The organism is Prevotella sp. AM42-24, from assembly GCF_003461825.1.
Taxonomy (GTDB): domain Bacteria; phylum Bacteroidota; class Bacteroidia; order Bacteroidales; family Bacteroidaceae; genus Prevotella; species Prevotella hominis.
Window position 1 is genome coordinate 1 of sequence record NZ_QTXV01000037.1, and the last position, 14,029, is coordinate 14,029.

General features: G+C 44.4%; 11 protein-coding genes and 1 pseudogene. 9 read left to right on the forward strand and 3 right to left on the reverse strand.

Annotation, left to right across the window (positions count from 1 at the left end; translation table 11 throughout):
- Window positions 1–502 precede the first annotated feature (502 nt).
- Window positions 503–1,981 carry an L-fucose/L-arabinose isomerase family protein gene (locus tag DW917_RS11085; RefSeq protein WP_118118727.1) on the forward strand — a complete coding sequence of 493 codons (1,479 nt, stop codon included), beginning with the start codon at window positions 503–505 and terminating at the stop codon, window positions 1,979–1,981.
- Window positions 1,982–2,473: 492 nt separating this feature from the next.
- Here the strand turns inward: DW917_RS11085 and DW917_RS11090 are convergent, their stop codons facing one another.
- The 3 genes and pseudogenes from DW917_RS11090 to DW917_RS11100 all read right to left on the reverse strand — a co-directional run.
- Window positions 2,474–2,737 (reverse strand): hypothetical protein, encoded by a 264-nt coding sequence (locus DW917_RS11090; RefSeq protein ID WP_118118729.1) that lies wholly within the window; start codon window positions 2,735–2,737, stop codon window positions 2,474–2,476.
- A gap of 231 nt (window positions 2,738–2,968) precedes the next feature.
- Entirely contained in the window at window positions 2,969–5,458 is a 2,490-nt protein-coding gene (locus DW917_RS11095) for a TonB-dependent receptor domain-containing protein (protein ID WP_199545545.1), read from the reverse strand.
- 442 nt (window positions 5,459–5,900) lie between these two features.
- A pseudogene (locus DW917_RS11100) lies at window positions 5,901–6,187 on the reverse strand (alpha-galactosidase); the annotation flags it as partial.
- 291 nt (window positions 6,188–6,478) lie between these two features.
- Here DW917_RS11100 and DW917_RS11105 point away from each other — a divergent pair.
- The 8 genes from DW917_RS11105 (at window position 6,479) to DW917_RS11140 (ending at window position 13,952) form a co-directional block, all read left to right on the forward strand.
- Window positions 6,479–7,135 carry a hemolysin III family protein gene (locus tag DW917_RS11105; RefSeq protein ID WP_118118734.1) on the forward strand — a complete coding sequence of 219 codons (657 nt, stop codon included), beginning with the start codon at window positions 6,479–6,481 and terminating at the stop codon, window positions 7,133–7,135.
- Window positions 7,136–7,326: 191 nt separating this feature from the next.
- Window positions 7,327–8,151 carry an ATP-binding cassette domain-containing protein gene (locus DW917_RS11110; protein ID WP_118118736.1) on the forward strand — a complete coding sequence of 275 codons (825 nt, stop codon included), beginning with the start codon at window positions 7,327–7,329 and terminating at the stop codon, window positions 8,149–8,151.
- 13 nt (window positions 8,152–8,164) lie between these two features.
- The gene (locus DW917_RS11115) at window positions 8,165–9,007 is read left to right on the forward strand and encodes a hypothetical protein (protein WP_147344172.1); all 843 of its coding nucleotides are present in this window, start codon (window positions 8,165–8,167) and stop codon (window positions 9,005–9,007) included.
- 19 nt (window positions 9,008–9,026) lie between these two features.
- On the forward strand, window positions 9,027–9,398 hold the full coding sequence (locus DW917_RS11120; protein ID WP_118118739.1) for a GntR family transcriptional regulator: 372 nt from the start codon (window positions 9,027–9,029) through the stop codon (window positions 9,396–9,398).
- 162 nt (window positions 9,399–9,560) lie between these two features.
- A complete protein-coding gene (locus DW917_RS11125) occupies window positions 9,561–10,277 on the forward strand; it encodes an ABC transporter ATP-binding protein (RefSeq protein ID WP_117695647.1) in 717 nt (238 codons plus the stop codon).
- Window positions 10,278–10,292: 15 nt separating this feature from the next.
- Entirely contained in the window at window positions 10,293–11,552 is a 1,260-nt protein-coding gene (locus tag DW917_RS11130; protein WP_118118741.1) for an ABC transporter permease, read from the forward strand.
- Between the two features lie 16 nt (window positions 11,553–11,568).
- A complete protein-coding gene (locus tag DW917_RS11135) occupies window positions 11,569–12,816 on the forward strand; it encodes an ABC transporter permease (RefSeq protein WP_118118743.1) in 1,248 nt (415 codons plus the stop codon).
- A gap of 23 nt (window positions 12,817–12,839) precedes the next feature.
- Window positions 12,840–13,952 carry an efflux RND transporter periplasmic adaptor subunit gene (locus DW917_RS11140; RefSeq protein WP_118118745.1) on the forward strand — a complete coding sequence of 371 codons (1,113 nt, stop codon included), beginning with the start codon at window positions 12,840–12,842 and terminating at the stop codon, window positions 13,950–13,952.
- The last annotated feature ends 77 nt before the right edge of the window (window positions 13,953–14,029 follow it).

Below are 14,029 nucleotides of genomic sequence, written 5' to 3' on the forward strand. Positions count from 1 at the left end.
TCCATTCCACCAAATATTTCAAGAAAAAAGTTTCAAAAATATTAAGATTTTAACATTTGATTACATATTGAGAGATAATTAATACAAGTTCACATTATAATATACATACGCGCTCCTGCCTGTACACGCCAGTATGCATACACAGGCATAAATTAATAAGGGATTATTATAAATCCCTGACTGATTCTCAGCCAAGGACAATTCTCTATCTTTCGGAGTTACAAGTTACAAACAAGTCTTTAGTACTTAAGTAACAACCGCATAAAATGTTTCATTTACCTATCGTTATGTTTCATTAGTAAAGAAACGCTCATTTTCAGGCGATTTTTCACGATAAATAATCTTAAAACCGTTGGTGTATTCAAATTAAAATTGTACTTTTGTCGTCAGAAAATTTCCATTTATATGAAGACATCTCTGTAAACAAGCGAAGGAAGGAATCTGAATTTGCAGTAACAAACTTGAAGAATCTAAATAATTAATATACAAAAACAATACTATTATGGTAAGCAACAACATTCCAGTAGTCAAGCTCGGTATCATTGCCGTTAGCCGTGACTGTTTCCCTATTGCTCTCTCTACCCAGCGTCGTGAGAACATCGTAAAAGAATACAAAGGTGACTTGTACAACTGCAAGACAACAGTAGAGAATGAGCAAGATATGCTCAAGGCTGTAGCTGACGTGAAAGAGCAGGGTTGCAATGCATTAGTTGTATTCCTTGGCAACTTTGGTCCAGAGACACCAGAGACATTGATTGCCAAAAACTTTGATGGTCCAGTAATGTTTGTTGCTGCAGCAGAAGGCGATGGCGACATGATCAATGGTCGCGGCGATGCATATTGCGGTATGCTCAACTGCTCTTACAACCTCGGTATGCGCCACTTGAAGGGATATATTCCTGAGTACCCAGTAGGCACAGCAGAGGATGTAGCAAAGATGATAGCAGACTTCGTACCAGTGGCTCGTGTCATTCTCGGTTTGAAGGGTCTAAAGATCATTACATTCGGTCCTCGTCCTCAGGATTTCTTCGCTTGCAATGCTCCTATCAAGGGCTTATATGAACTGGGTGTAGAAATCGAGGAAAATTCAGAACTCGACCTTCTCGTATCTTATAAGGAACATGAGAACGACCCACGCATCGATGATGTATGCAAGGATATGGCAGAAGAAATGGGCGAAGGCAAGTACTATCCTGACTTGAGTCGCCGCATGGCACAATTTGAGTTGACATTACTCGACTGGGCAGAGAACCACAAGGGTTCACGCCAGTATGTAGCATTTGCAGACAAGTGCTGGCCTGCATTCCCAAGCCAGTTCGGTTTTGAACCATGCTATGTAAACAGCCGTTTGGTAAGCCGTGGCATCCCTGTAGCTTGCGAGGTAGATATCTATGGTGCACTCTCTGAGTATATCGGTATGTGTGCTTCCGACGATACAGTAACATTGCTCGACATCAACAACTCAGTACCTAAGTACATCTATGATGAGGACATCGTTGGCAAGTACGACTACAAATTGACCGATACCTTCATGGGCTTCCACTGCGGTAACACGCCTCAGTGCAAGATGTGTTCTACTCGTGCCATCAAGTATCAGTTGATTCAGAACCGTTTGTTGGAGAATGGCGGCAAACCAGACTTTACCCGTGGTACTCTGGAAGGAGACATAGCAGCTTCAGACATCACATTCTATCGCTTGCAGTGCGATTCAGAGGGCAATCTCCGCAGCTACATTGCCGAAGGAGAAGTTCTCGACGTTCCTACCCGTTCATTCGGTGGTATCGGTATCTTCGCTATCAACGAGATGGGTCGTTTCTACCGCCACGTATTGATACAGAAGGGTTATCCACATCATGGAGCCGTAGCATTCTCTCACGTAGGTAAGACCCTGTTTGAGGTATTCAAGTATCTCGGCATCAAGGACATCGCTTACAACCAGCCAGCAAGTCTGCCTTATCCTACAGAGAATCCTTGGAAGTAATTGTAAAAAACATTATATTACACAATAATCAAAAGAAGGTGTGTCATAAGTTCATGACGCACCCTTTTTCGTAAAAAGACACAGTAGCTATAGACAACGAAAATTAAACATTTTTATTAACAAATATATATTTAAATTCTATTTCCTCTAAAGAAGTGCAAGTACGAATTCTAACGATGCGCTTTATTAAGGTCTAATGATGCGCATCGTTAGGTGTTAATGAAGCGCATCGTTAGGTGCTAAAGAAGTGCATCGTTAGACCTTAAAGAAGCGCATCGTTAGGTCATGTAGATTTTCTACTAGTTATATTACTGAAAATCAGCAAATTACACTCCATCTCAAGACTGCGAACTCTTGCCACCAACAGGAAGAACAGAAATATAAAAGTTTGTTTCATCATTATATTGTATCATTAAACTATGCTATTGCAAAAGTGTAAAAACTTTTACAATAACATACTATTTAGTTACTGAATCAATATTGTGCCGCTTATTAGATACATCCCAAGAGATAATGAGCCTCCATCTTCTCATTAGGGGCACCTTTGCTATCATAATAATCTACGACTTCTTGAAACAAGGAATCTGAAGGCATAGGCTTGAAAAGCTTATTCAATACCTTTGCTTCCAACATACGATAACGCATTTCTACTTTTTCGCCACATTGTGACATGTCCTGGCGATGATTGCACAGACTGTCATACGCAGCCTGCGGATTCTTCTCCATCAGACTATTCATTTCTACCAACCATGCCATTTGTACACGTTAGTCTGAACAACTTCCTGTCAACAAAAGCAAGAAGAATAAAAAGAAAGACAGAATCTTCTTCATCAATTTAAAGTTTAGTTAAGCAACCTGTAAAACGCTGCACATTTATTACATTAAGAATAGTAGCATCTCCGTCAAAAAACCTATTTTAAAAGCTTGCGCAAATATAAGTCTTTTCTTATAAAAGAAATCTTTACAAAAATATCATACATTCTCTTTTCATCTTGTATAATCCGTCTTTACGTCATCATTGACTATTTGCTTTTGAGTTTGCTTGACACGACTCTTCAAATGACCAAGATTATATCTTGCTGAAATCACAAATGATGCCTGGTAGTTACGACCAGCACCTTTGTAATGGTAACCTTTTGATTCCGTGGAACTTGTCCATCTGTAATGAATGGGAAGAAAGCTATAGGCAGAAGCCATCAGCGTAAGACGATTGCCAAGTACTTTCTTCGTAAGGCTCAAACCATATTCATATCCCTCAGAACCATAACCCTGGAGCATAACATACTTGGTATGGTAGTTTCCCTCCAGTTCAAGATAGTAATCCTTGGGAAGCTCATATTCTGCCATACAACGCAACCTGCCAAACCATCCCTTGTGCCATTGCCCTATTCTTTGAGCGGAATACTGAACATAGGCCAAAGATGTGACTGTGCGGAAAAAGAATCCGCCAAAACGCTTACGCAATGAAAGTTCGAGATTGGTATTGTTTTTATGACCTATATTATCCTTCGTAGTGTGCAATACGCTACCAGCAAGATAGCTATAGCCCAGGAGAAGCCGGTCGGAATATTGATGCGCCAACGACATGCTCAAATACCAGGCATCACCACTTCCCATCCTGAAAGCAGCGGTTAAAGATATGTCCTGATTCCTCTGCGGCTTCAAGCCTGGATTTCCATAGCTCAACTCATTGACGGTGCTACTGTCAACATAGGGATCTAAAGCAAAAATATTGGGACGAGATACAGACATAGCATACCCTAAGGATAAGGTTCCCCTATCCGACAGGATATAGGAAATACCCATGCTGGGAAGAAAATCACAAAAACTCACCTTGTAGGTATAACCTTTGTCTGCCCTGGCCAACTTCTCCCAGTCATTTTCGCACTGGAGACCAGCTGAAATCCGCCATTTACGATCATTGTATGTATAGCCCAAACTGGACTGCAGAAAATTCTGAGTGCGCTTGCAAAGACTTACTCCCGTATTATCCCGATAATATCCAAGTCCTATCGGGGAGTATTTTTCCTCATTATCGTCATGATCCAAGCGCAGCAAGCCCTTGAGACCGAAGACAAACAAATGATGCTTTCCTACACGCCTATTGTACTCCAACTCGCATGTATGCCAGTCTTCTCCACTACTGGTCATGAGAAGACAATCCATCAAGCCAGAAATAGAGTTGGCACATCCTGCTACAGAATCAAGGTCCTGATAGCAAATTTCTTTCTTTTCCATATAAGGACGGCCATAATAATTGTATCCCACAAAAAACTTTCCTCCTTCACCTCCTGGTCCGAATACCCGTTCATAGTTCAGCGAGGCCTGGTACTCTGGCGACTTGAGCCTATGATTCAGCTGCTTTACATAAGAATAGCTGGGAGAATTATCTGCCTGGGTTACCTGAACATCATAACGGGAAGACGAATGCATATTGTTACGCAAAAAAATCCGGGCATAGGCTGACAACAAACTATGATCATCTACATCATAGCTCGCAGACAGCTCCATATTATGATCCTTGGAACTGGTTCCACCTATTTTGCCTTCAGTTATACTCATGTGGTCAACGAGAACTTCGTGACGCAACTCTTCCGAACGAGACGTTGAGGAATGCCCAAACATGTCGTTAAAGGAATAGCAACCGGAAAAACGGATACGTTTTATCTTAGATGTTCCCCAAATGGAGCCAAACAAACTACTGTCGGTTCCCTTTCCATACATGGTGAGCATATAACCTTCCAGTCTGCCTTTGGTTGTAATATTCAAGACCACGGCATCATTTCCATACTGTAAGTCGGGATGTGTTACAAGCTCCACCTTCTTTACGTATTTTGAATTCAACGCACTAAGCAGCTCTATAGGATTATTGACCAGCGGATCTCGCAGACCATTTAGCTTATATACTATCTTCCTATTATCGTCCGCCGAAATTTCACCTTTCCTGCTGACGATAAGCCCCGGCATCTTTCTCAAAGTCTCAATCAGTTTTTCCTTCATGGCACTGCTGTCTGCATCGACATGGTAAATGATTCTGTCTGTTTTCATTTGAACCAACTGCCCTCTCACAACCAGTTCTTCCAACTGTTGTACTTTGTCCAAGGAGCGCTGTTTAGGATATTTACGCTGCATATACAAAGGCTTTCTCAAGGTTATGGACCTCTCTTTTTTGTAAAATTTCTCTATTTCAAAGCTCTCGTAAACATCTTCATAATCAGGATGTGAGGTATGAAAAATATATTTGCCTGGTTTTTTAAGAATAAACATGGCAGCGCACTTCTTGCCATTGATGATGGCATTACTGAAGCTCGTAGCAATGAGAGTGCTGTCTTCAGACAACAAATCCACCTTGGCGTTGAAAACAGGCTCCTTAGTGAAGATGTTGAAAACTTTCTTCCATATCCAAAGTTCCTGCTCCCGAGCAGATGCAGAAATAGAAAATAGGACGCTGAAAATCAAAAATAAACTAAATCTCATAGACAGAATCTTTAGGAGTTCAATCATTACTTTTTTGTTTCTGTACTGCCACCTTTAATTGTTTACAAGGCAACAACAGCAATATCAAAATTAATACTATTATTATTTTAATAGAATTAAAGTTCGACTGCAAAATTAAGAAAACAAATACAAGTATGCAAGTTTTGAGATAAAAAATAATCCACCAAAAATCCACAAAAATAGATTTTTAGGCTTGTAAGTTACAGAGAATAAGGCTATTATAAAAATAATCCACCAAAAATACATCACGTATCCTTTGGTGGACTTTCTCTTAAAATTTCAATAGATTTTCGTCTAATGTAGAAGCACTATCATCACCAAACAATTTCCTGTTTGCCTTCTTTCGGACATTACTTATTGTCTTAGACGATGTTTTAACAAGAACAGAAATATCAGTATTGTCTATATTCAAATAGGTAAGAACACATACCCGAATTTCCTTATACTCAGAAATGCTTTCTTGCAAAGCGCCTTCTCCTCATCAGTCATATTCTTAGGCTGGATTTCCATACCCAGACGACCACTCATCGCCACATCAATACGATACTTCAAGGAAGTGGTACGGAAGACGGTATGATTAGGAACCGCAGAGATATGGCTTGCCATAGCGATGGCTGGAAAGAAATAGCTGGTTCCCCAGTTGGCTCTACCACCACCACTCGCTCAGCACTGGATAACTACATCTTTATATTTGGCACGAATACGGTCGGAGTGCAGTAGAGAGATTTTCTTCTGTTTTCGAATGCAAAAATATAAAAAAGAGCAATACATACCAATACTTTTTTGATTTATTTTCAGGAGAAAGCAGAAAAGGGCAAGAAATTGATAAATAAAGCAAAGAAAAATCAATAGGAAAGAGATGCGAAATCATCTCTTGAGAAGATTTATGAAAAAAAGTTTGTGCATTTCAGATAATAATACTAATTTTGTCCACGAATACAAGATATAAAAGCAATAGAAATAAACAGGGTATTAAAGATAAGAACATAATCAAACAATATGAAACTCAAAATTCATTTCAACCATAAGGAGGAACTCTGGAACTCCTGGTCTCATGCCGGAGGCATCCTGCTGGGTGTCATCGTGGGCATCATCTTCCTCTATTGGTGTTTCACTCAGCACAATGGTTGGGCCACAGCGGGCATCATCCTCTATCTTTTCGGTATGCTCATGTCATACATCGCTTCCACCACCTATCATGCCATTTCTGCCTGGAGCAAGTGGAAGGAACGTCTGCGCAAATGGGATCATGCCGCCATCTACTGGCATATTGCCGGTTCCTACTCCCCTATCACGCTCATAGCCATGCGCGAACAGGGTTACTGGGGATGGAGCCTTTTTATCTTTATCTGGGCTTGCGCCATTGCCGGAACCGTCATGAGTTTTGCCAAGCTCAAGGACCACAGCAACTTAGAGACGCTCTGCTTTGTCGGCATGGGTCTCTCTGTTCTCGTTGCCTTCAAGCCTCTTATCGATTCTGTTTCCCCAGCCACAGTCTGGTGGATTATTGCAGAAGGTATTTGCTACATCACGGGTGCTGTATTTTACAGTATCAACAAGAAGAAATACATGCATTCCGTATTCCACTTCTTTGTGCTGGCAGGAAGTATCTGCCACATCATTGCAGTTTGGGATATTCTCATGAAATATATCTAAACGACTTAATAAAAAGTATCAAATATTACAAGACATTCATCCATATCATACTCTTCTTATAATATAATAAGGTGGGATTGTTAACAATACGTTAAAGTATGAAAATAATTGCCCCAAAGTTTGGAACTTATCGCAGAAAAGCATACCTTTGCAGTGTTCTATTGAAGTAGTACGCTAAAACATTAAAGATTATGATACAGATTAAAGACATTGATTTCAGATACCCAGGTAGCAAGCACCTTGTATTTAGAGATTTTTCTTTGGAACTCAAGGAGAACAATATTTATGGCTTGCTCGGTAAGAATGGTACAGGCAAGAGCACCCTGCTCTATCTCATCAGCGGATTGCTCCGCCAGCAACAAGGTACCGTTCTCGTGGATGGCATTTCGGCACAAGATCGCAGAGCCGAGATGCTGAAGGACATCTTCATGGTGCCCGAAGAGTTTGAACTGCCCAACGTTTCCCTCGCCACCTACGTGAAGATGAACCAGGGGTTCTATCCTAACTTCTCGCAGGAAGTGCTGGACCGTTGCCTAAAGGATTTTGATTTACCACTCTCTCTCAAGTTGAACGAACTCTCGATGGGACAGAAGAAGAAGGTATTCATGAGTTTCGCACTCGCCACGGGTACCCGCTTTCTTCTGATGGACGAGCCAACCAATGGTCTCGACATCCCATCGAAGAGCCAGTTCCGTAAGGTCATCGCCAACAACATGACGGAAGACCGCACCCTCATCATCTCTACTCATCAGGTGCACGATGTAGAGTCGTTGCTCGACCACATCATCATCATGAATCAAAGCCAACTGCTGCTCGACGCATCTATTTCAAACATCTGCGAGAAATACACCTTCGAATATCGCAACCCACAGGAAATGGACGACACCGTGCTCTACGCCGAGCCAACCCTGCAGGGCAATGCCGCCATCTGCAAGCGTCAGGAGGGAAAACAGGAAACACAGATGAACCTGGAGTTGCTCTTCAATGCAGTAATTAATGGAAAATTAAACGATTAAAAATTAGACGATTATGAAAAAGAATTTCGATTTACATAGATTAAGCATGGTACTTCGTTGGGATATTCTCACCAACTGGCAGCGTCATCTTGGAGCTACAGCAGGTCTCGCCATCTGCATTTCCATCTATTGTGTATTGCGACTTTTTAGCATGAGATATTGGCTTAACTCAACCGATGTAGAGCTGGCTGGTCATCAATACCAGGTAAGTGTTTGCATGTTCTTTTCTGTAATAGCATTCATCGCGTTCTACGTCTTGGCAAGTTGTATATTCAATAACATGAAGACTAAATTGCAAAGAGAGTGTTTCCTGATGCTTCCTGCTTGTAATCTAGAGAAGTTTGTGGCCCGATTACTCATGATGAGTATCGGTGTTCTGGTTCAACTTTTTGCAGCAGTAATCTTGGCCGATGTTATACAGTTCATCTTTAGTTTCATCATCACTCCAGATTTTCATATCAGCATCACCTGGGCTGTGCTCAGCCATATTATTCCCACAATTCAACCTTTCGACAACGACTGGCTGAAATGGATTACCCTCTATTCATTCATACTATTTTCCCATTCTTTCGCAACACTTGGCGGAACATTCTATCGCAAGTTGCCTGTATTGCTAACAGCTTGCACGGGCATTCTTCTTAGTATGATTTTGGGATACATAATCAACAAATTAGGAGAAGCTGGAGTTTTTGATTTCTTCAGTCATATTAACTTCAGCAATGGTTCCACAGCTGACTATTGTATAACAATTACAGCATCCTTTGTTTTCCTTGCTTTGGCTGCCTTCAACTATTGGGCATCCTACAAGCTCTTCACCCGTATGCAGGTTATCTGCAACAAGTGGATCAACATCTAAGAATTAAAATTTGAAGATTATGATTTTCAGTAACGATAAAGCAATATACGTACAGATAGCCGAGCGACTGAGCGATGAGATTCTGGCGGGCAAGTACAAGGAAGACGAGCGAATACCGAGCGTCAGGGAATACGCCGTGCTGCTGGAGGTAAATGCCAACACAACCGTGAAGGCATACGACCTGCTTGCCACCGATGAGATCATCTACAACAAGCGAGGCCTGGGCTACTTTGTTTCCGCTGGAGCCAAGAAGCAGATCAAGAAGACCCGCAAAAAGGAGTTTATGAAAGAAAGACTCCCGGAACTCGCCCGACAAATGCAGCTTCTCAATATCTCCATCGGCGAAGTGAAGGATGAGTTGGAGAAGAATCTCAAAAAGATAAGGATATGATGACACTATTCATTCTCAAAAGCATATTTTTAACTACTATCTTTGCCTTATATATAATAAGGTGGATATAATCACGTTTTTAAAAATGAGCTACGCTTGCAACTTTCAGAAGGTTGCAAGCGTCTAACGTTTAAAATTCATATCAATAAACAAACGTATTATATGTCATTAATTCATCTAAAAGACGTCAACAAGACCTATCAGGGTGCTCAGCCACTCCATGTGCTGAAGGGCATCGACCTCGACATCGAACGTGGCGAGTTCGTCAGCATCATGGGTGCTTCCGGCTCGGGAAAATCCACCTTATTAAATATACTGGGTATTCTCGACAACTACGATACGGGCGAATACCGACTCAATGATGTGCTCATCAAAGACCTCTCGGAAACCCGTGCTGCCGAATACCGCAACAAGATGATTGGCTTCATCTTCCAGTCGTTCAACCTCATCTCGTTCAAGACGGCGGTGGAAAACGTGGAGCTTCCACTCTTCTACCAGGGCGTGAGCCGCAAGAAGCGCCACGAACTGGCGATGGAATATCTCGACAAGTTAGGCTTGAAACAATGGGCCAACCATTATCCCAACGAGATGTCGGGAGGACAGAAGCAGCGTGTAGCCATCGCCCGTGCCCTCATCACCAAACCCGAAATCATCCTTGCCGATGAGCCTACCGGAGCTCTCGACTCCAAAACGAGCGTGGAAGTGATGGACCTGCTGAAGGAACTGCACCAGAAAGAGGGAATGACTATCGTAGTGGTAACCCATGAAAGCGGTGTAGCCAACGAGACCGATAAGGTTATCCATATCAAGGACGGACTCATCGGAAGCATCGAAGACAACAGAGACCATCATCTCGTATCGAAAGACTACGTGAAATAACTTTGAACTTGGAACATGAGAGAATTAATCAAAGAAATATGGAGCACGTCGAAACGCAACAAGTTGCGTACCACGCTTACGGGATTTGCCGTTGCCTGGGGTATCTTCATGCTGATATTCCTGCTGGGCGCCGGCAACGGACTGATTAATGCCCAGTTGCAGCAAAGCACCCGATTCCTTGCCAACTCCATGCGAGTATTCCCGGGCGAAACCTCCAAGGCTTACAAGGGACTGAAGGAAGGCAGAAGCATCACGCTCAACGACAAAGACATCCTCATCAGTAACCAGACCTACGGTCAGTACGTGGATGATGTGGGTGGAAGATTGGAACAGTATAACGTGAACATCAACTACGGTGATAATTATGTGGCAAGCCAGTCGTTGGTGGGTGTGGCTCCTACACATCCCAAAATCGACAAGACGGAGATGATTGCCGGACGATTCATCAACGAAATCGATATGAAGGAGCAGCGCAAGAATGTGGTGCTGAGCCGAAGCCAGGCCAAGGAACTCTGCAAAGACTATCGCTCGCTGGTGGGCAAGAACGTAAAAATCAGCAACCTCAACTTCCAGGTGGTGGGAATCTACAAGGATGATGAATCGCGCAACAATACCGATGCCTTCATTGCCTACTCCACCATAAAGACCATCTATGCCAAGGGCGATGATGCAGGAAGTCTGGAGTTCACCATCAAGAACCTGAAGACCCAGGAGGATAACGAGCAGTTTGAGAAGAACTATCGTGCCAGCATCAACAACAACCATCAGGCTGCACCTGATGACGACCGCACCATCTGGCTCTGGAACCGATACATGGACAATATCCAGATGAACCAGGGAATCGCCATCATGCAGACGGCACTCTGGATAGTAGGTCTGTTCACCCTGCTGAGCGGCATCGTGGGTGTTAGCAACATCATGCTCATCACCGTGAAGGAGCGAACCCGAGAGTTTGGTGTAAGAAAAGCCATCGGAGCCAAACCTTGGTCGATACTGAAGCTCATCATCACCGAGAGCATCATCATCACCTCGTTCTTCGGCTACATCGGAATGGTATGCGGCGTGGCGGCAAACGAAATCATGGACGCAACCATCGGCCACACCACCGTAGATACCGGACTGTTTAAAGCCGCCATGTTTGTGAATCCTACGGTGGGCCTCGGCACCTGCATCGGCGCCACCATCGCCATCGTCATCGCAGGCACCATCGCCGGACTCATCCCAGCCATCAAGGCTGCAAGAATCCGACCGATAGAGGCGCTGAGAGCGGAATAAACTATAAATTATTATTATGCGATTAGATTTAGATACATATAAAGAGATTCTCGATACCATCACGAGGAATAAAAGCCGCAGTCTGCTTACGGGCTTCGGCGTGTTCTGGGGCGTGTTTATGCTCATCGCCCTGATGGGTGGCGGACAGGGACAGAAGGAGATGCTGCAAAACAACTTCGCAGGCTTCGCCACCAACACCGCCATCATCTGGGCGCAGAACACCACCAAGCCCTACAAGGGATTCAACAAGGGGCGCTCCTGGCAGATGGAAGAGAAAGACCTGGAGCGACTGCGGCACAGGGTGCCCGAACTCGATGTCATTACCCCGCTGCTCTTCGGAGGTAACAAGTCGGTGGTGTTTGGCGACAAGAAATTCAGCGGCAGCACCCAGGGCGTGAATCCCGACTACGCCCAGGTTTCCGTGCCTAAAATGTTTTACGGCAGATACATCAACGAGATGGATGTGCGCCACCAGCGCAAGGTTTGCGTCATCGGCAAACAGATTTACAAGACCCTCTTCCCCGGCGGCGGTGACCCATGCGGCAAGAGCGTGCGAGTGGATTCCACCTATTACACGGTGGTGGGTGTAGATTACCGCTCGGGAAATGGCGTGAACTTTGGCGGTAGAGCCGACGAAACCATCACCATTCCGCAAACCGTGCTCCGCACCGCCTACAACCGCGGAACCGCCATCGACATCATTGCCACCACCGGTAAGCCGGGCGTGGTGATGAGCAGCATCGCCCAGCGAATGCGTGAAACCATAGCCAGAGCCCACAATATCGACCCTTCAGACGAAAAGGGAATCATGGTGTTCAATACGGAGGTGCTCTTCCAGATGCTCGACAACCTATTTAAGGGCGTCAACTTCCTCATCTGGCTGGTAGGTATCGGCACCCTTCTCGCCGGCGCCATCGGAGTTTCCAACATCATGATGGTAACGGTGAAGGAGCGAACCACCGAGATAGGCATTCGCCGAGCCATCGGTGCCACACCGAAGATGATTCTCTCGCAAATCATCTCAGAGAGTATTCTCCTCACCCTGGTGGCAGGCATGAGCGGCATCATCTTCGGAGTAGCCATCCTGCAGATGCTGGAGATGGCGAACACCACGGATGGCATTCTCACCGTCCACTTCCAGGTAGATTTCTGGACAGCCATCTCCTCAGCCATCCTCATCTGCATCCTTGGCGGCCTTGCCGGACTTGCCCCAGCCTGGCGAGCCATGAGCATCAAGCCGGTAGATGCAATGAGAGACGAATAAAAGAAAAATAAGATATAAAAGATATGAAAAAGTATTCAAAGTTGATCGTTGCGGCAATCGTCGCCTTGATTTTCATCGGAACCTTCGTGTTCCTTTATGAGAAATCACAGCCTAAACCTGTGGAATATACCGAGTTTACCCCAAAGATGGGCGATGTGTTGAAAACCACGGTGATTACGGGTAAGATTGAGCCTCGCAACGAGGTAAACGTAAAGCCTCAGATCAGCGGTATCATCACCGAAATCTGCAAGCAGGCAGGCGACTTCGTGCAGGCAGGCGAGGTAATCGCTAAGGTAAAGGTGATTCCGGATATGGGACAGCTCAGTTCGGCGCAGGCTCGTGTGCGCCTTGCCGAGATTAACCTGAAGCAGGCACAGGTAAACTATGGTCGGGAGGAACAGCTCTACAAGAAGCAGCTGGTCAGCGCCGATGAGTTTGACAAGGTGAAGCAGTCGTTGCAGCAGGCAAAGGAGGAGAAGGTAGCCGCCCTGGATGCGCTCGAAGTGGTTCGTGATGGTGTTTCCAAGAGCAACGCCAGCGCCTCTTCCACCCTTATCCGTTCTACCATTTCGGGAATTATCCTCGATATTCCTGTCAAAGTAGGTAACTCCGTGATTCTTGCCAACACCTTTAATGATGGAACCACCATCGCCAGTGTAGCTAACATGAACGACCTGATTTTCCGTGGCAATATTGACGAGACGGAGGTGGGCAATCTCGTAGTGGGAATGCCGATGAAGATCACCATTGGTGCCCTGCAGGATCTCAAGTTTGATGCAGATTTGGAATACATCTCTCCAAAGGCTGTTGAAAACAATGGAGCCAACCAGTTTGAGGTGAAGGCAGCCGTCCGTTCTGTGAAGGGTGGAAAGATTCGTTCCGGCTATAGTGCCAATGCCGAAATCGTTCTCTCCAAGGCAACCCATGTACTCACCATACCGGAAAGTGCCATCGAGTTCAGCGGCGACTCCACCTTCGTATATATTATAAAAGGTAGCAATAAGGATAAGACCTATGAACGTACCCAGGTAACTACAGGCTTGAGTGATGGCGTGAATATAGAAATCAGAAAGGGTCTGTCGCTGAAAGACAAGGTACGCGGTCCACAAATCGTAGCTGACAGCAAGGAAGAATAAGGCAAATTGAGTAAATATGCTATCAAACTCATGTTTTTAACATCATTTGCCTTAAAAAACTTGGAAGTTATTGAAAT